The 19,502-nt window shown below is 50.5% G+C and carries 21 protein-coding genes; 14 read left to right on the top strand and 7 right to left on the bottom strand.

Annotated elements, in window-relative coordinates; translation table 11 throughout:
- Positions 1-77 precede the first annotated feature (77 nt).
- The 8 genes from U5L07_01495 to U5L07_01460 all read left to right on the top strand — a co-directional run bounded on the left by U5L07_01495 (position 78) and on the right by U5L07_01460 (position 8,511).
- Positions 78-596, top strand: a complete 519-nt coding sequence (locus tag U5L07_01495) for an MFS transporter permease (GenBank protein MDZ7830405.1) — start codon at positions 78-80, stop codon at positions 594-596.
- A 332-nt stretch (positions 597-928) separates the two neighbouring features.
- Complete coding sequence (locus tag U5L07_01490; GenBank protein ID MDZ7830404.1) at positions 929-1,978, top strand: branched-chain amino acid ABC transporter permease; 1,050 nt, start codon at positions 929-931, stop codon at positions 1,976-1,978.
- Between the two features lie 33 nt (positions 1,979-2,011).
- On the top strand, positions 2,012-2,887 hold the full coding sequence (locus U5L07_01485; protein MDZ7830403.1) for a branched-chain amino acid ABC transporter permease: 876 nt from the start codon (positions 2,012-2,014) through the stop codon (positions 2,885-2,887).
- Positions 2,888-2,927: 40 nt separating this feature from the next.
- Positions 2,928-4,172, top strand: a complete 1,245-nt coding sequence (locus U5L07_01480; GenBank protein ID MDZ7830402.1) for an ABC transporter substrate-binding protein — start codon at positions 2,928-2,930, stop codon at positions 4,170-4,172.
- Positions 4,173-4,178: 6 nt separating this feature from the next.
- A complete protein-coding gene (locus tag U5L07_01475) occupies positions 4,179-4,997 on the top strand; it encodes an ABC transporter ATP-binding protein (GenBank protein ID MDZ7830401.1) in 819 nt (272 codons plus the stop codon).
- Entirely contained in the window at positions 4,990-5,757 is a 768-nt protein-coding gene (locus tag U5L07_01470; GenBank protein MDZ7830400.1) for an ABC transporter ATP-binding protein, read from the top strand. Before U5L07_01475 ends, U5L07_01470 begins: the two co-directional genes overlap by 8 nt.
- A 4-nt stretch (positions 5,758-5,761) precedes the next feature.
- A complete protein-coding gene (locus U5L07_01465) occupies positions 5,762-7,591 on the top strand; it encodes an AMP-binding protein (GenBank protein ID MDZ7830399.1) in 1,830 nt (609 codons plus the stop codon).
- Positions 7,592-7,671: 80 nt separating this feature from the next.
- Positions 7,672-8,511: a substrate-binding domain-containing protein gene (locus U5L07_01460; GenBank protein MDZ7830398.1), complete on the top strand. Its 840-nt coding sequence runs from the start codon at positions 7,672-7,674 to the stop codon at positions 8,509-8,511.
- 1 nt (position 8,512) lies between these two features.
- On the opposite strand, the gene mgtE is transcribed toward U5L07_01460, so the two are convergent.
- Positions 8,513-9,877: a magnesium transporter gene (mgtE, locus tag U5L07_01455; GenBank protein MDZ7830397.1), complete on the bottom strand. Its 1,365-nt coding sequence runs from the start codon at positions 9,875-9,877 to the stop codon at positions 8,513-8,515.
- A gap of 201 nt (positions 9,878-10,078) precedes the next feature.
- Here mgtE and U5L07_01450 point away from each other — a divergent pair, with 201 nt between their 5' ends.
- Complete coding sequence (locus U5L07_01450) at positions 10,079-10,567, top strand: hypothetical protein (GenBank protein ID MDZ7830396.1); 489 nt, start codon at positions 10,079-10,081, stop codon at positions 10,565-10,567.
- A gap of 19 nt (positions 10,568-10,586) precedes the next feature.
- Positions 10,587-10,877, top strand: a complete 291-nt coding sequence (locus U5L07_01445; protein ID MDZ7830395.1) for a P-II family nitrogen regulator — start codon at positions 10,587-10,589, stop codon at positions 10,875-10,877.
- A gap of 333 nt (positions 10,878-11,210) precedes the next feature.
- On the opposite strand, the gene U5L07_01440 is transcribed toward U5L07_01445, so the two are convergent.
- From U5L07_01440 to U5L07_01430, 3 genes are read right to left on the bottom strand one after another with little or no spacing between them, the layout of a single operon-like run.
- Positions 11,211-12,338, bottom strand: coding sequence for a sodium ion-translocating decarboxylase subunit beta (locus tag U5L07_01440; protein MDZ7830394.1), 1,128 nt, complete (start codon positions 12,336-12,338; stop codon positions 11,211-11,213).
- A gap of 9 nt (positions 12,339-12,347) precedes the next feature.
- The gene (locus U5L07_01435; GenBank protein ID MDZ7830393.1) at positions 12,348-12,812 is read right to left on the bottom strand and encodes an OadG family protein; all 465 of its coding nucleotides are present in this window, start codon (positions 12,810-12,812) and stop codon (positions 12,348-12,350) included.
- A gap of 39 nt (positions 12,813-12,851) precedes the next feature.
- Positions 12,852-13,268: a cyclic nucleotide-binding domain-containing protein gene (locus U5L07_01430; protein MDZ7830392.1), complete on the bottom strand. Its 417-nt coding sequence runs from the start codon at positions 13,266-13,268 to the stop codon at positions 12,852-12,854.
- Between the two features lie 261 nt (positions 13,269-13,529).
- Between U5L07_01430 and U5L07_01425 the strand changes: the two genes are divergently transcribed.
- The gene (locus U5L07_01425) at positions 13,530-13,745 is read left to right on the top strand and encodes a ferritin family protein (protein MDZ7830391.1); all 216 of its coding nucleotides are present in this window, start codon (positions 13,530-13,532) and stop codon (positions 13,743-13,745) included.
- A gap of 12 nt (positions 13,746-13,757) precedes the next feature.
- Here U5L07_01425 and U5L07_01420 read toward each other — a convergent pair whose 3' ends face one another.
- The gene (locus U5L07_01420; protein MDZ7830390.1) at positions 13,758-14,207 is read right to left on the bottom strand and encodes a Slp family lipoprotein; all 450 of its coding nucleotides are present in this window, start codon (positions 14,205-14,207) and stop codon (positions 13,758-13,760) included.
- 53 nt (positions 14,208-14,260) lie between these two features.
- On the opposite strand from U5L07_01420, the gene U5L07_01415 reads away from it, so the two are divergent.
- On the top strand, positions 14,261-15,496 hold the full coding sequence (locus tag U5L07_01415; protein MDZ7830389.1) for an ISAzo13 family transposase: 1,236 nt from the start codon (positions 14,261-14,263) through the stop codon (positions 15,494-15,496).
- A gap of 363 nt (positions 15,497-15,859) precedes the next feature.
- Here U5L07_01415 and U5L07_01410 read toward each other — a convergent pair whose 3' ends face one another.
- Positions 15,860-16,354 (bottom strand): rubrerythrin family protein, encoded by a 495-nt coding sequence (locus U5L07_01410; protein ID MDZ7830388.1) that lies wholly within the window; start codon positions 16,352-16,354, stop codon positions 15,860-15,862.
- Between the two features lie 163 nt (positions 16,355-16,517).
- Positions 16,518-17,024, bottom strand: coding sequence for a DUF456 domain-containing protein (locus tag U5L07_01405; protein ID MDZ7830387.1), 507 nt, complete (start codon positions 17,022-17,024; stop codon positions 16,518-16,520).
- Between the two features lie 247 nt (positions 17,025-17,271).
- On the opposite strand from U5L07_01405, the gene U5L07_01400 reads away from it, so the two are divergent.
- Together U5L07_01400 and U5L07_01395 are read left to right on the top strand one after the other, a co-directional pair.
- On the top strand, positions 17,272-17,916 hold the full coding sequence (locus U5L07_01400; GenBank protein MDZ7830386.1) for a CerR family C-terminal domain-containing protein: 645 nt from the start codon (positions 17,272-17,274) through the stop codon (positions 17,914-17,916).
- A 4-nt stretch (positions 17,917-17,920) separates the two neighbouring features.
- The gene (locus tag U5L07_01395) at positions 17,921-19,372 is read left to right on the top strand and encodes an efflux transporter outer membrane subunit (protein MDZ7830385.1); all 1,452 of its coding nucleotides are present in this window, start codon (positions 17,921-17,923) and stop codon (positions 19,370-19,372) included.
- Positions 19,373-19,502 lie beyond the last annotated feature (130 nt).

Raw genomic sequence — 19,502 nt, 5'->3', positions numbered from 1 at the left:
ACCCCCGGACCGGACCGGGGGTCGGCTTAACTGTCAGACATTTCCCGATGGATGCTGAACAATTCCTTGTGTTGCCAATGAATCCCGAGCCTGAACGACACCTCTCACAAGACAAAGAAGCAGAGGAAATTAAAGAAATCGTCATCCCTAAAGAGGAGGCCGTTTTCTGGCTGGACAGCCGGGGCTACTGGCGGAATGCCGGCGGCCGGTTTCGAAAGAAAAAAATCGTCGACCATTTTCATGCCGCCATTTCAAGAGATGAAAACGACTATTTCCTGTATCAGCAGAAGGGTGAAGGCGTATATGAAAAAATCTATTTTCCCTATGGAGATACGGCCCTTTTTGTGTTTGACCTTATTTTTGAGACCTCGGAGCCGGCGCCGGAAATCACCCTTATCCTGAATACCGGCCGCAAGCTTTCTCTAAACCCCCGCCATTTATATACCCAAAACGACTGCCTTTATTTAAAAGAAGGTGACGAGACCATCAAATTCACAGAGCGCGCACTAATGAAGCTTTCCAATGTTTTGGATGAAAAAGCCGGCCAATTCTATATCCATGTCGGCGGCCGGGCGCATCCGGTTCCGGAATATTAAAATACTTACGACGGACAGACGTTCCTAACCGCGCAACCGCGCAGCAAATCGTGGAGGGCTGTGCATCGCCGGTTAAAACGATGGTCAAACACGCAAGAAACGCTTTTCAGGCTTTTTGGCATTTGCCCATGCATCGCGTCTAAGATAAGCGGTTGATCAATAAAAATATGGGTTCCATGGTTCATCCTGTTTGACTTTACTATAAATTGCATTTACTATTATAAACAGTGTTTTTTAACACTCTGAACAATCCCCCTTTGCTGCCTGTTTTACGCACGATGTCAGCCGGCTCAAGACGGCTATCTGAATGTTGATTGAAATGGACGCCCCCTATGGAAATGAAGCGCGACTATTATGAAGATGTGGAGCTATTCTCCTCTGGGGTCATCATTTTCTGGTTTGCCATACTGATCGGATTTCTCGCGCTCTACCCCTTTGTATTTAAAAATTACTACGTGTATGTGGCCAACTACATCGCCATTAACATCATCGTGGTGGTGGGGCTAAATCTCCTGGTGGGCTATACCGGCCAGATCTCTTTAGGCCATGCGGGTTTTTTTGCTGTGGGCGCATACGGCACCATCTTCCTGATGTCGCATGCCCACCTGCCCTTTCTGGCCGCCCTGTTAATAGCCGCCTTGATTGCGGCTTTTCTGGGGTTTCTGCTGGGTCTTCCGGCGCTCCGACTTGAAGGGCCCTATCTGGCGATTGCCACCCTGGGTTTCGGCCTGACCATCACCCAGGTTATCGGCAAAATCAATCTGCTAGGCGGCCGTCAAGGCCTTCATGCGCCGGATCTGATTGTGCTGGGCCAGCCCATTGATACGGACCGGGGGTTCTATTATTTGGTTATCCCGATAACCCTGCTTTTGCTGCTGTTTGCCCGAAATCTCACAAAGACAAAGGTGGGAAGGGCATTTGTGGCCATTCGGGATGCGGATATCGCGGCTGAAACCATAGGCGTAAACATTCTTCTCTATAAAACCATGGCCTTTGCGGTGAGTGCATTTTATGCCGGGGTTGCCGGAGGCCTTTACGCCTTTGTACTCCGGTTTATCGAGCCGGAGCTCTTCAATCTGTTTATGTCCATCATGTTTCTGACCATGACCGTGGTGGGGGGACTGGGGTCAATGATGGGCCCGATTGCGGGGGCGATTCTTTTAAGCTGGCTGGATCTTGAACTGCGTAACATCCTGAGCATCCCCTATATCGGGCAATGGCTGCAGGAGCTTTCCAAGAGTTATTTTTCTCTGACCGGGGTCTCCAATATCCAGTTTATCATCTTCGGTTTGATCCTGGTATTTATCATACTTTTTGAGCCCCTCGGATTATACGGGATTTGGATTCGAACTAAGAAGTATTGGAAGACCTGGCCATTTTAAAGCGAATTGATTGTAAATAAGTGAGTAAATTAAATGATTGATCTCCTTCAGATGATCGTAAGCGGCATTGCGGTGGGCAGCTCCTATGCGCTCATGGGCCTTGGCATGGTCCTGATCTACAAGGCATCTGAAGTGCCCAACTTTGGCCAGGGAGAAATGGCCCTGCTGCCGGTTTTTATTGCCTACATGATCATCCATTCTTACGACCTTCCGGTTTATGCCGCATTTCTCGGGGCACTGATTTTCGCCCTGATACTCGGATGCTGCCTTGAATTTTTCGTCCTGCGCCGCGCGAAGGAACCGAATGTTCTGGGATTGATCATCATCACGATCGGGCTGGAGATGATCCTTCTGGGACTCGTCTCCTGGAAGTTCGGCGCGGACCAGCGGACCATGCCCTTTCCTATTTCCTCTTATGCCAGCGTCCTGATCGGGAATGTATACATCAGTCTGCTGGACCTGATAACCCTTTTGGTGGCGCTGTTTTTGATGATTGCCCTGTTTGTCTTTTTCCGGTTTTCAAAACTCGGCATTGCCATGAAGGCCACCCAGCAGAATGAGACCGCCGCGCGGCTCATGGGCATCCGAACCAACCGCGTCAAAATGATCACCTGGGGGATTTCCGCCATGGTGGGCACGGTGGCGGGCCTTTTGATCGCGCCGACGATAATGGAGCCTTACATGATGTGGGATCCGCTGCTCAAAGGGTTTGCCGGGGCCGTGGTGGGCGGTATGACATCCCTTCCCGGGGCTGTCTTCGGCGCCTACATCGTCGGCATTATTGAACAACTGTTCGGCGGTTATGTATCCATTGAATTCAAATCAGTGGTGGCTTTTGTGGTCATTGTCATTGTGTTGTGTATCAAACCGAGCGGCCTGTTTGCCAGGCACTATGTTAAAAAGGTGTAAGGCAATTTGTCAACAAACAAAACAAAATAGAGGGGGGACCATGAAACAAAGCATTTGGATCATATTTCTGGTTATGACTATTGTGGCTGCCACGACCGGCAACGGCATTTGCGAGGAGGGTGTGACGGATACGGAAATCCATATCGGCCAGTGGGGGCCGCAGACCGGGCCCGCGGCCCCGTGGGGCGCTGTGGCAAGGGGGACCGATGCCTATTTCAAGATGATCAACGCAAACGGCGGTATCCACGGCCGCAAACTCGTGCATCATTTTTTTGATGATGCCTACAACCCGGCAAAGACCAAGGCCGGTGTTAAGCAGCTGCAGGAGCAGATCGGCATGTTTGCCTGGGTCTCGGGCGTCGGCACCGCGCCCGGTCTTGCGGTTAAGGACTACCTCATGGAGCGAAAGATTCCATGGATCGGTCCGTCAACCGGTTCCCGGCACTGGGTGGAGCCGCCGCAGAAATATCTCTTCAACGTCTATCCTTTGTATCTGGGCGATGCCCAGGTGCTTACCGACTATGCGGTAAATGAACTCGGCAAGAAAAAGATTGCCATTGCCTATCAAAACGATGACTACGGCAAACAGGGGCTTGAAGGCGCCCGGTTTACGCTTGAAAAAAATGGGATGGAACTGGTCGAGACGACCCCTGTAGCGGTAACGGATACGGATATGAAACCCCACATCATGAAACTTAAAAAATCAGATGCGGATGCGGTTCTCCTTTTTGTCACCCCCGGGGCCGTGGCCCGGCTGATCGGCACGGGCAAAGCCATGCAGTTCAACCCCCAATGGCTGAGCACCACGACTTGCGGCGATTTTCCCCTTATGATGTCTATTACCAAGGGGTTATACGAAGGGGTGATTTCCGCAAGCTTCGGAATGGGCAAGGTCGAAGGCAATATCGGCGAGGTACAGGGTATAATAGAGCCAAAACTCGACTTGATGAAAAAATACAAGGAAGAGGCCTATGCCAAATTTGCCGCCGAAGATGAACGGTGGGGCTATACCTTCTGTGCCGGCTTCGGTCTGGCGGAACCTTTGGTCGAGGCCCTTCGCCGGTGCGGCCGGGATCTGACCCGCGAAAAACTCGTAAAGGAGCTGGAGGGGCTAAAAAACTTCAGGGGCATTATGGGCAATATCAGCTACAAGCCCTTTGATCCGGAAGATCCGCTCTGCCGCCTGGGCCAGCAGGAAGTCTATTTGCAGGAATGCATGGCGGACGGCCAATCCAAAATTCTGACGGATTGGAAGGAAACCGAATATATTCCTAAAAATGAGTAACTGTTAATGGCATTTTTCGAGATCGACGGCCTGTCCATCGCTTTTGGCGGATTAAAGGCCCTGGATAATATCAGTTTCAAGGTCCGGCAGGGGGAGATATATGCCATCATCGGCCCCAACGGGGCGGGCAAGACCACGCTGTTTAACTGTATCCACGGCATCTACCCGCCGGCATCCGGCCGGATCGTCTTCAAGGACCGTAACCTGCGGGGCAAAAAACCGGACAAGGTTACCAAAGCCGGAATTGCCCGGACGTTTCAGAATATCGAACTGTTTTCCAATATGAACACCATGGAAAACATTATGATGGGGCGTCACCTGTTTTTGAAAGGCGGACTTCTGCGCGGCGGCCTCATGTGGGGCCGCCGCTCCCTTGTGGGCCGGGAGGAAATCACCAACCGGCGGAAAGTCGAAGAGATTATCGATTTGCTGGAGCTTCAGGCCGTTCGGAATAAACTGGTCGGGGGCCTTGCCTATGGCATTCAAAAAAAGATCGAGCTCGGCCGGGCGCTTGCCGCTGAACCGGCGCTTCTGCTTTTGGATGAGCCGTGTGCGGGCATGAATGCCGAGGAAAAACAGGATATGATTTTCTGGATCAAGGACATCCAGGATGAACTCGGCATCACGGTCATGTTAATCGAGCATGACATGGCCATGGTCATGGACATCTCTGAGCGCATCCTGGTCTTAAACTTCGGCAAACCCATAACCGAAGGCACGCCCGATATTGTCCGAAAGCATCCGGAGGTGCTTAAGGCCTATTTGGGGGAAGATACGGGCAATCCGACAAATTCAGGGGAAGCAGCCAGTGAGCGCCCTGCTTGAAATCAAAAACATTGAGACCTACTACGACCTGATTTACGCCATCCGCGGCGCTTCCCTCTCCGTTTCCGAGGGGAGCATAACCGCGATACTGGGCAACAACGGCGCCGGCAAAAGCACCATCCTGAAAACCGCCATGGGCCTTATCGAAGATCAGCCCGACAAGGGGACCATAGAATTTATGGGCAGGCGGATCGACGGTATGGACACGGAAAAAATTGTCCGGATGGGCATTTCCTTCGTTCCCGAAGGCCGCGAAGTCTTTGAGGAATTGTCCGTCCGGGAAAACCTTTGGATGGGGGCCTACACCCGGCGCGACCGGCAGGGGATTGTCTCGGATATGGACCGGGTGTTTTCCTACTTTCCAATTCTTGCCGAGCGGACGCATCAATGGGCCGGCACCCTCTCCGGTGGCGAACAGCAGATGCTGGCCATCGGCCGCGCATTGATGAGCCACCCCAAACTGCTTTTTCTGGATGAACCCTCCCTTGGGCTTTCTCCGATCCTTGTCCAGGAAATATTTGAAATCATCAAACGCATTAACCGGGAGGGGGTCACGATCCTCCTGGTGGAGCAGAACGCCAAAAAGGCGCTTGAGATCTCGGATAACGCCCTGATCTTAGAAAACGGGCGCTTTGTTCTAAAGGGTAAATCAGCTGAGCTGATGCAGGATGAAAATGTCCGTGAATTTTACATGGGGCTCCGCTCAGAAGCATCGGCCAAGGGCTACCAGCGCTGGAAACGAAAAAAGGTGTGGCGATAGCCATATGGATTATACAGAAACCCCGCAAGCAGAAAACAATGAAGCGCCGACCACCACGCCGCATGTTTTCGGCCGGACAGCGGCTGAAAACAGGGACCGGGTCGCCATGCGCTATAAGCAATACGGGCTCTGGCACGACATTACGTGGCAGGAATACTTTCAAACCGCACAGGATCTCGGGGCCGCCTTAATCGCCATGGGGCTTGGAAAAGGCGAATGCGTCTCAATTATCGGGGACAACTGCCCTGAATGGGTCATGATCGATATGGGCGTGCAAATGGCCGGCGGCGTCTCAGTGGGCATATACACCACCAATGCCTGGCCTGAGGTGGAATATGTAGTCACCCATTCAGACTCGATCTTTTTGTTTGCGGAAAATGAAGAGCAGCTGGACAAATGGCTCCACTTCCGGAAAGAGGCGCCGCTTCTGAAAAAAATCATTGTGTGGGACACCAAGGGGTTGCGCGAATTCCGGGACCCTATGGTTATGACCTATGATGATCTGCTTGCTCATGGCCGCAAACAGCCAACAGATGCCGTTGAAAGGCGAAGCCGGGATCTCGGGCCCCAGGATCTTTCCGTTTTGATCTATACCTCGGGCACCACCGGTCCGCCCAAGGGCGCCATACTCACCCATCGGAATGTCACCTGGATGGCCGAAGCCATTGAAGCCCAAAACCCCATGCAGAAAGGCGACGAGGTCTTATCCTTTCTTCCCCTGTGCCATATCTTTGAACGCCTTTTTTCCGTCTTCGCCCATATCCGGCACGCCTATGTGGTCAATTTTGTGGAAAAGCCGGACACCATCATGGAGAATATGAGCGAGGTTTCCCCTACCGTGGGCTATGCCGTCCCCCGGATATGGGAAAAATACTATTCCTCCATCCAGATCCGGATGGCAGAGGCCACCTGGTTCAAGCGCCGGGTTTTCGATCTGGCCATGAAAATCGGAAAAAAGCGGGCGAATCTTATCATGGCCCTGAAAGAGGTGCCCTATTCCATCGCCTTTTTGTTTTGGATCGCCCATTTGGCGATCTTTCGTAAACTCAAAGAGCGCCTGGGCTTTGAACGTATCCGGGTCGCCTATTCCGGGGCCGCCCCCATTTCGCCGGACGTGCTGCATTTCTATCAGTCCATCGGGCTGGACCTGATCGAAGGCTACGGTCAGACCGAAGGCACGGGCGTTACCTGTACCTCTCAGATCGGCAAAACCCGGTTCGGCACCGTCGGCACGCCGGTACCCGGCACGGCGCTAAAAATCGCGGAGGACGGGGAGATTATGGTCAGATCCCCTGGCGTATTTGCCGGCTATTATAAAAATGAAGACGCTACCCGGGAGACGCTTGTGGAGGGGTGGCTCCTCTCCGGTGATGTGGGCACGCTTGACGAGCACGGGTATTTAAAGATCACGGATCGAAAAAAGGATATTATTATTACAGCCGGCGGCAAAAACATTTCCCCCCAGTACATCGAAAACATGCTGAAAGCCAGTGTCTATATCAACGACGCGGTCATTATCGGCGACCGGCGAAAGTATCTGACCGCCCTGATCATGATCGATGAGGACAATGTGGTGAAATTCGCCCAGGACAACAAAATCCAGTTTTCCACCTACCGCGACCTGACCCGGCACAGCCGGATAAATGACTTGATCCGGCAAGAAGTCGACAAAGTCAACCGATCCCTGGCCCGGGTGGAAAATATCCGCAAGTTCACCATCCTGCCCAAAAAACTCTTTGAAGAAGACGGCGAAGTCACCCCCACCATGAAGGTCAAGCGAAAGTATGTATATGCGGCCTTCTCAGATATTATCGAGGCCATGTACCAATCCTGAACCGGTTATTAGAATTGAAAACAGGCCTATTCTTTGGCATTTTTATATTACAGTTTATCCGAGAGTACATGACATTCAGAATGAATGAATATCCGGTTATCCCCACGGAACGGGGCGATGACCTGCATAATCTGGAACATGCCGATAGCGCGGATTTGATTGTATTCATGGCCGGCAATCAATTCATGCTCATGCCGGAGCTGATTGATGCTTTTCAGGAAGATCATCCTGAAATAAAAACCATTTTTTACGAAACCCTGCCCCCCGGACTGGAACTCAGGCAGATACTGGCCGGGGGAATGGCATACAATGGCCGCACCTACCGGATACAGGCAGATGTCTACTCTTCGGTCTCCGAACAGGCCATGCAGACCCTGGCGGCCAAGGAGTTGCTTGATCCGGAAACCTATTTCACCTATCTGCACAACAAACTGGCCCTGATGGTTAGACAGGGCAATCCTAAATCCATTCACTCGGTTTTGGATCTGGGCCGTGAAGATGTGGTCATATCTCAGCCGAATCCGGATTATGAAAATATTGCCGACTATATTATCGCCATGTACGAACAAGCCGGCGGGCAGACCTTTGTGGAAAAAATTCTCCAGGAAAAACAGGTAAACGGTACCACCCTGTTGACCACAGTGCATCACCGGGAGACCCTCCAACGGCTTGTTCAGGGAACGGCGGATGTGGGGCCGGTCTGGCATACGGAAATCGTGGCAGCTGAAAATGACGGACTGGAAGTGCAAGGCATCCCGGTAGCCGAAGCCCTGGATCAAAGCGAGGCGATCAATTATTTTATTGCCCCGCTGCGGCAGGGACGAAATCCGGAGAATGCCGGAAAGTTTCTTAAATTTATCAGAACCGAAACGGCCCGAAAGATCTTTACGGATTATGGGTTTGTCGTGCCCTCTAAGTAGCCTATTGCAGCTTTACCAGCATCATGGTGGCAAAACTTAAGACCAGCAGAAAGCCGCACATGTCGGTAATCGTGGTCAGAATCGGTCCTGAAGCAAGCGCCGGGTCGGATTTCAGCCACTTGAGCACCAGGGGCACGCATCCACCGATTGAGACCGCCACAATGGTGTTGATGGCCATGGCAGTGGCAACCACCACCCCTAAGTAGATATTGCCTTTCCACAGATAAGCGGCAGCGCCCAGAAGCAAACCCAGAACAACACCGTTTATCAGTCCAACGGATATTTCCTTCATCCAGACCCGAAACACCTCAAACGGCTTGACAAGCCCTAAGCTAAGCTCTCTGATAGACACGGCCACGGCCTGATTGCCGGAGCAGCCGCTCATGTCGGAGATAATCGGCAGAAAGACGGCCAGAGCGATGACCGCAGAAAGCGTATCCTGATAAAAGGCAATGACACTGGCGGCGATCATGTTAAGAACAATATTGATGCTAAGCCATGAAAGCCTTCGGGAGGATCGCCGCCAGATACTCATGGAGCGAAGCTCTTCGCCGCCGACAATACCCTGCGATTTTAAATAGTCGCTGTCAGAGCGGTCAATTAAAGCATCATCCACGTCCTCATTGCGCACAATCCCGATAAGCCTGCCGTCTGCATCTGTGACAGGCACGCCAATGAATTCATGCTCATCAAAAAACTGGCCCAGTTCGTTTAAAGAGGTATCATCCCTGACGCTCAGCGGATTGCGGATCATGATGTCTCCGATTTTGCGCTGACGTGGGGAGAGCAATAGATCTCGCAGTCTTAAAACACCGATAAGGGACATCTCATCTGTGACAATATAGGTATACTGAACATCATAGTCGGAGTAGGTCTCCGCATGCTCCTGAAAATCGCGTATCACATCATCCACAACCGCTGTTTCATAATGCCAGAGGTATTCGGTAATCATCAAACCACCGGCGACCTCCGGGGGATAGCTTGTCAGCAGCCGGGCATCTCTCGCTGCTTCCGGCTCCATGGCGTCAAGGATGGATTCGGCATCTTCCTCATCGAATTCTGCCAGCAGATCCGCCCGGTCATCGCTCTGCATCAAATTGAGAACCTGGGCTGCATCCTCGGCCGGCACATGACTTAACAAATCCACGGCCAGGGAATCCGGGATCTGCTCCATCAACTCAGCCGCATCTTCCCGGTCCAGCATCTGCAAAGCCTCTATCTGGTCGTCTCCAGACAACCTCGACAACGCGCGGGCCACTTGATCAGAAGACAGCTCATCAATAAACCGGGCCAGCTCTGCCACATCCCCGGTTTCCAGAATGCTCTCCAGCTGCTCCCAGGGGCGGATTTCAATTTTCTCTGTCATATAAGGCGTCCTTTCGCGCTTTGGTCTGATTTTGAACAGGGAATCGAATGTTTTTGCAAATAAGAGTAATCATAATCCGCCGACAAACAAAAGAGCTGAATTCATGAAGAGTGATTGTCCTTTTTGCAGGTGTTGCGTTTTGCCCTGAAAAAACCTACCATATACTTAAAGCTGAAATTAAATTCGACATCCTTTCTTTCCATGAAAAACAACATCCACATATGCAGCAAATGCGGCACCGTCTCCATCTCCGGCAACAATAAATGTCCGAGCTGCGGGGCGGATGAAGAAACCGGATGGGGCCGCATCGATATTCGTGAAAACCGCGCAAGTCAATTTAAAATCCGATTGAAAAACTTTTTCGCGGTTATTGCCCCCATAGGCTTAAGCCACTGGAAATCGGCAGCGGCCGTTCTTGTCATTGCCGCGTTTTTAGCCTATATACTGCCTTTGGGTGCAGCCGTTTTTGCCATTTTTATGATAGCTGCCGCGGCAATTGCCTATAGATTGATCGCCAGACACGGGCAATCCAAAAATAAATACCTTTACAAAAAACTGCTGAACATGGCCGGCGGAGACAAGGCCCTTGTCAGCCGGCTGATTGAAAATGAACATCGGAGAAACCCGGATGCGGATATCAATGAATGGCTGGAAGATGCGATAATCCGGTGGGAGCGGGATTTAAAATAAATACCAGGGAGGCCACAGCATGAAAATGATAGTTATTGTATGCCCGGAAGGGCGGCATTCGGAATTTCGCAGCACCCTCAAAGACCGCGGCATCCATACATATACGGAACTGGAAAATGCGGTTGGCGAGGGAGAATCGGGAAAAAAATTCGGCAACCGCATTTGGCCGGAAAAGTCTGTTCTTATTTTTATGGTCATCGAAGATGATAAAAAAGACGAGGTTACCGAGGCTGTGCGCCAGTGCCAGGCCAAGCTTTATCCCTCAGAAGGTATGCGCGCATTCGTCATGCCGGTCGAGGAGGTTTTGTAAAAACTGTAATAACAACAAATATTGGTAAGTTCCTTAGAAGTAATCCGCCCGGGCCGTGCGCCCGGGACCGAGCATAAAAGTAACTTTAAAGGCACTGAGGCACGGTAAATTTGTTCTATCTATTTTTCAGGCGGGCACGGTGGCCCGCCCTACGAATGGGGAAAAACCCGATTCATCGTAGCGTCGGCCACCGTGCCGACCATAAATTCTTGATTTCATTAACCTAATACCTAATACCCAAAACCTAAAACCCGATAAGTTACTTAGAAGCCTGAACACTGAAATCTGAAACCTTGGGTTTTACACCTAATACCTAATACCCATAACCTAATATCAGCCGACCATGAAACTCCAGAGGATGCCCGCGCCCACCGCTGAGCCGATCACGCCGGAGACATTGGGCGCCATGGCATGCATGAGCAGAAAATTGGTACGGTCTTCGGCCTGGCCCACCATCTGAACCACCCGCGCTGAATCCGGCACCGCGGACACCCCGGCGGCCCCCAGCAGCGGATTGATTTTTTGTTTGAGAAAAAGATTCAGCAATTTTGCAAATAGAAGGCCGGCAGCCGTGGCCACACAAAAAGAGAGCGCCCCAAGGACAAATATTCCGATCGACTTACCGGTTAAAAATACATCCGCCTGGGTGCTGGCACCCACCGTCATGCCCAGCAGGATGGTAACCGTATCAATGATCGACGTCCGCGCCGCCTGAGCGAGTCTTTCAGTCACCACCGCCTCTTTCAGTAAATTGCCCAAAAACAGAAGGCCCAAAAGCGGAAGCGCGGCCGGGGCGATATAGCAGCAGAGCAAAACGGCAATGATGGGAAAAATTATCTTTTCCCGCTTTGTCACCTGCCGGGGTTCTTCCATCCGGATCAGGCGCTCCTTGCGAGTGGTCAAGAGTTTCATAATCGGCGGCTGAATCACCGGTACCAGCGCCATATAGGAATAGGCGGCGACTGCTATGGGGCCGATCAATTCCTTGGCTAGTTTGGCAGTTAAAAAGATGGCAGTGGGGCCGTCCGCACCGCCGATGATGCCTATTGAGGCGGCTTCATTCGGGGCAAAGCCGAGAAACAGCGCCCCCAGAAAGGTCAAGAAAATGCCGGCCTGTGCGGCTGCGCCCAGCAGCATGAGCACGGGCCGCGCCAATAATGTCGAAAAATCCGTCATGGCGCCGATACCCATAAAGATCAGCGGCGGATAGACCCCGGATGTAACACCGAAGTACAGATAATGAAGCACACTGTTGGGTTCGTAAATCCCCAGCCCCAGCCCTTTGAACACCGGAATATTGCCGAGCAGAATGCCAAAGCCGATGGGAACCAGCAAAAGGGGTTCATAATGCTTGGCAATGCCAAGATAAATAAATACGATGCCGATGACCAGCATGATTAAATGCCGGTAATCGGCCAGAGCAAACCCGGTGTTGCTGAAAAAATCTAAAAACATCTCCATTTTTTAATCTCAGCTCCGTTTTGAAAGGCTTTGGTCGGCGTTCTGATTCCAGCAGAAAAATCCCTTGCCATCCGGGACAATGAAGTTGCTTGCGATTAAATGGCTGACCGTTGAATACGCATGTTCGATACCAAAAGACTGGGCAATCCGAATTAATTCCGGCAGGGAAAAGGGCTCGCCCATGGCCTGGATGAGGATCCGGAACTGTCTGGAAGACTCACGGATGTCATCAAAATAGTGTAATCCTAAGATTTCTTCATCCACCTGCGGCGATCTGGCCTCGGTCGGCTTTGCACTCGAGAAAACATGGCGAACTTTTTTAAAATATGTACGCCGATCATCCCAGATAAGCAGGAGCTTATGGAGCTGTGAGATAATCAGAGACAGGGTCACCAGGGCCATAAAAACAATGGTGATGCCCACCGCAGCCATGGCAAATCCGTTATGATGGACTATGGCGTCAAGACCTGTCATTTATCAATTCCCTCTGAAATAATTCGATAGATTTATGGCTTAATCAATTGACTGACGATTATGAACCAGCTTATTTATGGTTTTCACCAGCTTGTCGCCAAGCTCCGCATTGCTCTGCAAAAGCTCCAGGAATCTGGCGCCCGGAATGGACAACACCTCCGCTTCGGTCAGTGCGGTCACATCTGCGGTATACCGGAACGGGCTGATCACTGAAGACCAGCCGATAATATCGCCCCTTTTGTTAATGGTAAGCGCCCGGCCATCCGGATAGTGAACCATGAAATGCCCGTATAGAATCACAAAAAAAGTGTGCGCCCGCGTTCCCTTTCGGATCAGCTGCTCGCCCTCGAGTATTTTCAGACGGTTTAGAAGGGGATAAACCTCGGTCCATTCATCCGGCAGCAGTGTGCTGAAAATTTTTAACTCTTTGAGTTCCTCGGGATTTAAATGATGCATACTGTCCCCGCATTAATCATTGGCCAATACTACAACCGGCTTTTTAAAAAAGATTTGGATTTTATACTTTTAAAAAAAATCTTTCCATCATTTTTTTTCTTGTTTTAATTTTTCTGTGCCAGACAGACACAGCCAGACTTATGTTTCTCCAATGTTTGCAATTTTTCCGGGCCGGGTTAGGTTTAAAGAATAGAATGAGCAATGCAGGATTTTTTTAATTCATTGCCCTCCATTCAAATGAAAGAATGAAAGATAGTTACAATGATACAAACCGCGCCAAAAACACCGACGGAAATACTCGAAGCCGCCCGGGGCCGAGAACGTCAGGCCTATGAATTTTATTCAAGACTGGCCGCAGATTGCCGGATCGATGGGCTCAGAGAACTTTTGGAAAAGCTGAGGGATGAGGAGCAAAAACATATCCGGATGATTGATAAAATGCTGACCCAAGTCCGGCTCGGCCATGAGCCGTATTGATATAAAGCCCCATCACCAGCGATAGGGGTAATGCCACCAGAAATGATAGTAATTATCCGTCCAGGGATAATGCGGATCATAATAGTGATACGGATACTTTGGTTCGTCCCACAGGTGCAGTTCAGTTGAACGGATTTTTACCATCGAAAACCCATATTCATCAATTTTCACTTTTTCCCGGCCAGTTACAATGCCGGCAACTGTGATTTTCCGCCCTTTCTCATAAACCATCGGATCAAGGAATTCGTCTGTTACCACAAGGAACCGGCCTTTTGACTGTTCCCTGGATTTGGGATGATCCTGAAAATCAAGGGGGGCTTGCAGCACGGTTAAGCGGGTCTGTTTTGGTCGATTGGTCACGTTGACAATATAGCCGCCAAGAATGACGGTTTTCCCGACATATTGATCGGTTTGCGCTGTTAACGCTTTAAATACAACATCGCTTAGGTAATAAGTTAAAATAAAATATACAAATATGTTGACTTTTGTTTCACTTCCATACTACAGTCAAATGTATGGAAACTCAACAGAAAGAAGATCTGATCAGTCAGGTGAAAAAAAGGTTCGAGTTGATGGCGGCTCATTTGTCAGAAAAGGACAAAAGGATATGGGCTGCATCAGAAGCCAATACAATTGGCAGAGGAGGAGATACCATTGTTTGCCAGGCAACAGGTATGTCACGTGTGACCATCGGAAAAGGAAAAAAGGAACTGACGGGTAAAGCAGATGGAAGCAAAAAACGCATACGTAAATCTGGGGGTGGGCGTAAGCGTCTGGTGGATAAAAATCCTGCATTGATTAAAGACCTTGATATGCTAATAGATCCGCTTACCAGAGGCGATCCGGAATCTCCTCTCAGATGGACCTGTAAAAGTACCTATAAACTATCAGAAGCCCTTCGTAAAAGAGGGCATAATGTGTCCCAGAAGACTGTGTATTTGATGCTTCAGGAAATGGGTTACAGTATGCAGGCCAATCGAAAAATTAAGGAGGGAAAACAAAGTCCGGATCGGGATGCACAGTTCAATTTTATATATGAGCAGGTAAAAGAGTTTCAAGGCGATGGTCAGCCTGTTATTTCAGTCGATGCCAAGAAAAAAGAAAATATTGGCCAATATAAAAACACCGGTATGGAGTGGGAACCCGCCGGGCAACCAACCGATGTGAACACATATGACTTTCCGGACAAAGAGAAAGGTAAAGCTTGTCCTTACGGTATCTATGATTTGACACGTAATGAGGGATGGGTAAGCGTCGGTATAAGTCGAGATACAGCACAATTTGCGGTTGAAAGCATTCGGCGTTGGTGGAATGAAATGGGCTGTTTCAGGTATCCCGGCGCTACCCGGTTGCTGATCACAGCAGACGGCGGTGGCAGTAACGGCTACCGAGTTCGTTTGTGGAAAAAAGAGGTTCAGTCTCTGGTAAATGAATTGGGAATTACGATCAGTATTTGTCATTTTCCGCCCGGGACAAGCAAATGGAATAAAATCGAGCATCAAATGTTTTCTTTTATGAGCAAGAACTGGCGGGGACGACCATTAGATAGCCTTGGGACTATAGTCAATCTGATTTCAAACACCACAACCCAAAAAGGCCTGAAAATAGAGGCTGATATTGATGATACGCAATATGAAAAAGGTCTTAAAGTTGGTGATGATGAAATGGCTCAGCTAAACATTGAGCGAGCGAGTTTTCATGGTGAATGGAATTACAAAATAATGCCTCAGGAAGTCATGTATACTGGATAAAATTTGTACACTTTATTTTAACTTAGATACTTACGGCTTCCTGGCGAACATTTTTGGATACCACCGAGCAGGCGGCCAGGCCGATAGAAAAAATGAATATGCATATCATCTGAAGAACAGGGAACTTAATGGAATTTGCCTTTTATATATGCTTTTTTCCGGTCCGCGGCAAGCTCCTCCAAAAGTGGGCGAGCTTTCACTTGACTTGCCAATGGGGGTGAATAGTGCCATAAACTCAAGTCATTTTTACCCTCATCCCGACCTTCTCCCAGAGGGAGAAGGAGGTAAATGGAATTCTAAGGACATTGAGTTAAAAGAAACATTGGGCGCACCCTTGAGTGCGCCCTTTAATTATCAGCATTACTAGTCCACCTTAAAAAACGCATTCTGATTGGCGTTGCAGACCGGGCATTTTTCAGGGGGTTCTGCTTCGCAGGTATAGCCGCAGACCGAGCATACATAGTAGTCCACTTCCGCCATTGCATCCAGGTTGTCCAGGGCCTTCTGGTAGAGCTCCGCATGCACCTTTTCCACTTCGTTGGCGAAACGGAAGCTGCGGACCGCATTTTTATTTCCCTCCTCCTCCGCTTCAGTGATCATCTCCGGATACATCTCTTTAAATTCGTGCGTTTCCCCGGAAACCGCGGCCGCCAGGTTTTCAGCGGTCGACTTGATCTCTCCCAGCGTGCGCAGGTGGCTGTGGGCATGCACGGTTTCAGCCTCGGCTGCAGCGCGGAACAATTTCGCAACCTGGGCATGACCCTCTTTCTCCGCTTTTTTGGCAAACGCCAGATACTTCCGGTTGGCCTGGGATTCACCGGCAAACGCATCCATTAAATTCTTTTCTGTTTTACTCATTGCTTCTCCTTTTGAATCCTTGAATTGTTAAAAACCAAATGCATAGATCGGGATAAATGGTTTTGGAATACGATTAATTTAACCCGGCCCAATTATTTTGCAAATAAACCGGGTTTTTTTATTGAAGAATGAAGACATGATTGCGGTGAATTAAATATTCGGCTTAAAAAACAGCGGAAAAAACCGTGATAATCATCACGACGCCAAGCAGGGACTTGACCAGAATCGCCCCGACTCTACCGTAAAAAGCCCCTATGGCAGAGTTCAAAGCTTTGGAAAGATCTTTCCGGATCGCCAGTTCGACGCCGAACGCCCCCAGAAAAACCCCGATAAAAAGGCCGATTAGGGAGCCGATGACCGGCACGGGCGTGCCGATAATGGCTCCGACGATGCCGCCGATCACAGCGCCCCAAATGGCAGGATTTGAAGATCCTCTGCGACTGGCCAGTTTGACACTCAACACGTATTCCAGCACCTCCCCGATAAGAGCAATGCCAAGCAGAATAAGCAGCAGTGTAAGACTCAGCACCATGGACCACTGAATCAGATTATAAACCAGTGCACCGGCCAGTATGACGAATGTCCCCGGCAAACCCAGCGGCGTTAGCACCAGGCCGACCAAACAGAATAATGCCAGTACAATGGCTGCGACGATTCCCAGCGGATCCATTTTATCCTCCTTGATCAATCAATGAAAAACGCGCGTATCCTATCATGACCCCGAGTCACCGACAAATGAAAAAGAAAAGATTGGGGGCGATTTGCATTGTGGCATTGAAAAAATCCCCCTAAATCCCCCTTTACGAAAAGTGGGATTAAAGGTAAAAAATCTTCTTGACACTCAAACGTTCGTTTCATACAAGCGTTTGAATTTAATTTTTTCCAAAAAATAAACAGTCCTGACATGAGAATTTAATATGACACAACTCACTATCGACAACACCCGGGAGCGAATCCTGGACCAGGCGGAACGACTGTTTGCCCTAAAAGGGTTTGAGGCAGTCAGCGTGCGCGAGATTACCGGTGCGGCCGAAAGCAACCTGGCGGCCATCAATTACCATTTCGGCAACAAGATGAATCTCTATCTCGAGGTTTTCCGGGAGCGCTGGCTGGAACGCACGCGGCGTGTGCGGGAAAACTTTTTCAAACAGATTGCAAATAAGCCGAATCCAGGCATTGATGAAGTTGTCGATGCTATGGCCCGGGCATTTCTGGATGGCCCGTTAAACGATGAAGAGCGCCAGCAGCATGTTCAGCTGATGCAGCGGGAGTTATCCCATCCCAGTGATGCCCTTAAAATGGTTGTTGAGGAAGTGATGAAGCCCTACCAGCAGCAGCTAAGCGATCTGATCCGCCCCCACCTGCCGGCGGATATCGATGAAGAACGCCTGCGGTTAAGCATCGTCGGCATCATCGGCATGACCCTTTATTTCACCTTCGCCCGGCCCGCGGTTTCAATGATAATGGGACGGGATTACAACCAGGAATTTAAATCCATGCTGATCGAACACATCAGAAATTTTGCGCTGAACGGACTTAATTCGCTGATGGAGGAGAAATAATATCATGAAACCAATTGCTGCCGCCATGATGCTGCTCGCCCTGACCACAGCCGGCTGCATGACCCTGGGCCCGGATTATCAGCGCCCGGAACCTGTGAGTGCGATGCTACAGCAATATGAGACGTCAGATAGCGGTATCCGTCCCTATATGCCCAATTCCCGATGGTGGGAAGAATTCGATGATCAACGGTTAAATCACGTGGTGGCCAATGTGGTGGCCGGCAACCCGGATATTCAAAAAGCGGCCGCCAGTGTGATGGAGGCCCGCGCCGTGGTCGGCCAGACCCGGGCGGATCAGTATCCCTCGCTCGACCTTAACGCCAATGCATCCCGCCAGCAGCAATCCATCGTTGACCCTCTGAGCGGAGACAACGTCACGGTGAAAACCGATTCTTTTTCCCTGACCCTGCCCGCCTCATTTGAAGTCGATCTCTGGGGGCGCCTGGCGCGCGCGACGGAAGGAGCCCGTGCGGATCTTCTGGCAGCCGATGAAAACCGGCGGACTATTATACAATCCCTGATTGCGGAAGCGGTCACCCAGTATTTCAACATTCAATCCCTTAAGGAGCAGCTGCGCATCACAAGGGAATTGACGGAAACCTATAATCAAAACCTGGAGCTGGTCGAAGCCCGGTACCGTCGTGGCCTGACCTCGGTCCTGGATGTTCAGCAGGCCCGAAGAAGCCTGGCTCAATCCGAAGCGGAAATTCCGCCCCTGGTGCAGGCCATTGGCAAGGCCAGACAGGCGATTTCCGTGCTTCAGGGGCGCTACCCAACATCTTCGGGGCAGACCTCGGAAGCTGCTGAATTCAAGCTGCCCCCGGAGATACCCGCCGGCCTGCCGTCGGATCTGCTGAACCGCCGGCCGGATATACTGTCTGCCGAAGCCGCCCTGAAAGCCGCATCTGCCAGAATCGGCGTGGCAAAGGCGAACCGGTTTCCGCAGATCAATTTAACCGCCAGCTTCGGCTATACCAGTAACGAGCTGAATGCCCTGTTTGAGCCGGAAAGCGAGCTTTGGAAAATTGCTTCGGGTCTTTTTCAGCCGGCATTTGACGCGGGCAAAAGAAAATCCGCCCAACAGGCGGCGGAAGCCCGGTATCAGAAACAACTGGCGGCTTACGGCAAGACGGTCCTTAATGCCTTTGCCGAGGTTGAAGGCGCGCTCTTAACCCGAAAGCAGCAGATTGAGCGCCGCAGCCGGCTTCAGGTATTCGTCGACGAGGCGGACGCCACGCTGGAGACGGCGTTGGACCGATACCAGCGGGGGCTTACCGATTACTTAAATGTACTGGATGCTCAACAGGCAAGCTTTCAGGCGGAACTCAGCCTGGTTAAAGCGCAATACGGTATCTATACCAACCGGGTCGCCCTATACCGGGCCCTGGGCGGCGGCTGGGACAATATCCTTGAAAGCGCCGATGGATCAAAACAAGCGCATACGAAGGAAATGTAATTGACTTAAATAAAAATCGGCTCAGTTGTCATTTCGAGCGCCAGCGAGAAATCTTTTCAGTGCAAGAATTTTTTAGATTTCTCGTCACTGTCGTTCCTCGAAATGACAGTGGCGGAAAGCTAAAGTTAAT

The sequence above is a fragment of the Desulfobacterales bacterium genome, assembly GCA_034520365.1.
Lineage (GTDB): Bacteria > Desulfobacterota > Desulfobacteria > Desulfobacterales > Desulfosalsimonadaceae > M55B175.
This window is presented reverse-complemented; position numbering and strand designations above follow the sequence as displayed.

Bases quoted from the DNA above. Each gene is read 5' to 3' on its own strand.
- U5L07_01465 (MDZ7830399.1), top strand. From the start codon at position 5,762: ATGGATTATACAGAAACCCCGCAAGCAGAAAACAATGAAGCGCCGACC.
- U5L07_01480 (MDZ7830402.1), top strand. From the start codon at position 2,928: ATGAAACAAAGCATTTGGATCATATTTCTGGTTATGACTATTGTGGCT.
- U5L07_01495 (MDZ7830405.1), top strand. From the start codon at position 78: ATGAATCCCGAGCCTGAACGACACCTCTCACAAGACAAAGAAGCAGAG.
- U5L07_01400 (MDZ7830386.1), top strand. From the start codon at position 17,272: ATGACACAACTCACTATCGACAACACCCGGGAGCGAATCCTGGACCAG.
- U5L07_01460 (MDZ7830398.1), top strand. From the start codon at position 7,672: ATGAATGAATATCCGGTTATCCCCACGGAACGGGGCGATGACCTGCAT.
- U5L07_01405 (MDZ7830387.1), bottom strand. From the start codon at position 17,024: ATGGATCCGCTGGGAATCGTCGCAGCCATTGTACTGGCATTATTCTGT.
- U5L07_01425 (MDZ7830391.1), top strand. From the start codon at position 13,530: ATGATACAAACCGCGCCAAAAACACCGACGGAAATACTCGAAGCCGCC.
- U5L07_01475 (MDZ7830401.1), top strand. From the start codon at position 4,179: ATGGCATTTTTCGAGATCGACGGCCTGTCCATCGCTTTTGGCGGATTA.
- U5L07_01440 (MDZ7830394.1), bottom strand. From the start codon at position 12,338: ATGGAGATGTTTTTAGATTTTTTCAGCAACACCGGGTTTGCTCTGGCC.
- U5L07_01490 (MDZ7830404.1), top strand. From the start codon at position 929: ATGGAAATGAAGCGCGACTATTATGAAGATGTGGAGCTATTCTCCTCT.
- U5L07_01410 (MDZ7830388.1), bottom strand. From the start codon at position 16,354: ATGAGTAAAACAGAAAAGAATTTAATGGATGCGTTTGCCGGTGAATCC.
- U5L07_01415 (MDZ7830389.1), top strand. From the start codon at position 14,261: ATGGAAACTCAACAGAAAGAAGATCTGATCAGTCAGGTGAAAAAAAGG.
- U5L07_01445 (MDZ7830395.1), top strand. From the start codon at position 10,587: ATGAAAATGATAGTTATTGTATGCCCGGAAGGGCGGCATTCGGAATTT.
- U5L07_01485 (MDZ7830403.1), top strand. From the start codon at position 2,012: ATGATTGATCTCCTTCAGATGATCGTAAGCGGCATTGCGGTGGGCAGC.
- U5L07_01430 (MDZ7830392.1), bottom strand. From the start codon at position 13,268: ATGCATCATTTAAATCCCGAGGAACTCAAAGAGTTAAAAATTTTCAGC.
- mgtE (MDZ7830397.1), bottom strand. From the start codon at position 9,877: ATGACAGAGAAAATTGAAATCCGCCCCTGGGAGCAGCTGGAGAGCATT.
- U5L07_01450 (MDZ7830396.1), top strand. From the start codon at position 10,079: ATGAAAAACAACATCCACATATGCAGCAAATGCGGCACCGTCTCCATC.
- U5L07_01435 (MDZ7830393.1), bottom strand. From the start codon at position 12,812: ATGACAGGTCTTGACGCCATAGTCCATCATAACGGATTTGCCATGGCT.
- U5L07_01395 (MDZ7830385.1), top strand. From the start codon at position 17,921: ATGAAACCAATTGCTGCCGCCATGATGCTGCTCGCCCTGACCACAGCC.